Source organism: Brevibacillus sp. AY1 (assembly GCF_029870785.1).
GTDB lineage: Bacteria > Bacillota > Bacilli > Brevibacillales > Brevibacillaceae > Brevibacillus > Brevibacillus invocatus.
On sequence record NZ_JAFLPN010000099.1, the window covers coordinates 1 to 1495 of the forward strand.

A 1495-nucleotide genomic window follows, 5' to 3' on the forward strand; every position below is an offset into this window, starting at 1 on the left:
AAAGATTAGCGGAAGATAGTATAAGTGCAACTAAGGCTCCGCCAAAAGCTTGGCGTAGCCAAGTTTTCTAATTTAATAAACAAAAATGTTTACAAAATACCAATCCATACCATATACTTATTATACAAATAAGTTTAAAAAATAAGTCGAGGAGGTTGTTCCGATGATCCGCTTGGGATGGAAAGACAAATTGCATGTTTTTGTGGCAGGACGGTTGTGGGGAATCGAATTTTTCGCTGACGAAGGGCATGTCACCCAATTGCTGGAGATGGGGCAATGCGAAGCTGTTACATCCTTTGATCGCGCCCTTCAAGATATTTACTTGAGTCACTAGCAGGTGAAAAATAGCATGCTGCTGCGCTCTTTTGCTACAATAGAGCCAGAAGTCATGACCGTTGATGACAAGCTTGGCGGTCACATCTACATTGAAGGAACAGAGGGATTAGACGTGAGCCGCAAAGACTGGTTGGAATATATCGTTACGCAAGAAGATGCAGGAATGACGGTCGAGCAGATTGTACGCCAAAAAATGAACGTGTCAGGTCGGATGCTGCAGCGCCTGACGAGGAGCAAAGGCATCCTGCTGAACCGCAAGCAACCCTTTTTGAAGCGAGAGGTAAAAGTGGGCGATGAGGTTGCGGTACGCGTGGTGGAAAAGCAGGCTGCACCCGACCACGGGAAACCTGCTGGTATTGAGTCAACCGCCATGCCTGTGATCACTTTTCCACCGATCGAGATCTTGTTTGAGGACGACCATTTGTTGATTGCCAACAAGCCGGCAGGAATGATGGTGCATCCGTTGAAACCAGAACAAAACGATACATTGGTGCACGCATTGGCAGCTCTTTTTCAGCAAAAAGGGGAGTCGACCAGCGTGCATCCGGTACATCGATTGGATAAAGAGACGACGGGAGCCATACTGATCGCCAAAAGCAGCTACGGTCATCAACTGGCAGACCGACTGCTGCGAGAAGGTGGTATTCATCGCGAATATCTCGCAGTCGTCATGGGTTGTGTCGAGTCAGACCGGGGCACGATTGACGCCCCGATTGGAAGGGATCCTCAACACCCCACGAAAAGACGTGTAACCGAACGGGGAGATGCTGCTGTCACTCACTATGCGGTCAAAGACCGGACCGAGGACATGAGTCTGGTCAGAGTCTGGCTGGAAACGGGGCGGACCCATCAGATTCGCGTTCATTTTCAATATTTGGGTCACCCGCTTGCTGGAGATACCCTATACGAAGGGAAAAGGGGCTTAATGCGGCGCCAGGCTTTGCATGCCTCGGTATTGACCTTTCAACACCCCCTAACCAAAGAAGAAATCCGGGTAGAGGCGCCTTTACCACCCGATATGCAACGTCTGATTCAAGCAGAATTTCATCAGGAAGCAAGGCAGGACTGATCCCATTCAGTCCTGTTTTTTTTGTACTATCGGAAAGTTTAAGTGCGCTAAAGCGCTAAAAAGATTAGCGGAAGATAGTATAAGTGCAAC

General features: G+C 48.6%; 2 protein-coding genes. Both read left to right on the forward strand.

The features are described 5' to 3' along the window. Positions 1-163 precede the first annotated feature (163 nt). Positions 164-334 carry a hypothetical protein gene (locus tag JZI27_RS24835; protein WP_183184839.1) on the forward strand — a complete coding sequence of 57 codons (171 nt, stop codon included), beginning with the start codon at positions 164-166 and terminating at the stop codon, positions 332-334. A gap of 114 nt (positions 335-448) precedes the next feature. Beyond that, positions 449-1405, forward strand: coding sequence for an RluA family pseudouridine synthase (locus JZI27_RS24840; RefSeq protein WP_280209844.1), 957 nt, complete (start codon positions 449-451; stop codon positions 1403-1405). The last annotated feature ends 90 nt before the right edge of the window (positions 1406-1495 follow it).

What these genes read in the sequence shown, in the direction of transcription:
- JZI27_RS24835 (WP_183184839.1), top strand. Translation starts at nt 164, where the DNA reads ATGATCCGCTTGGGATGGAAAGACAAATTGCATGTTTTTGTGGCAGGA.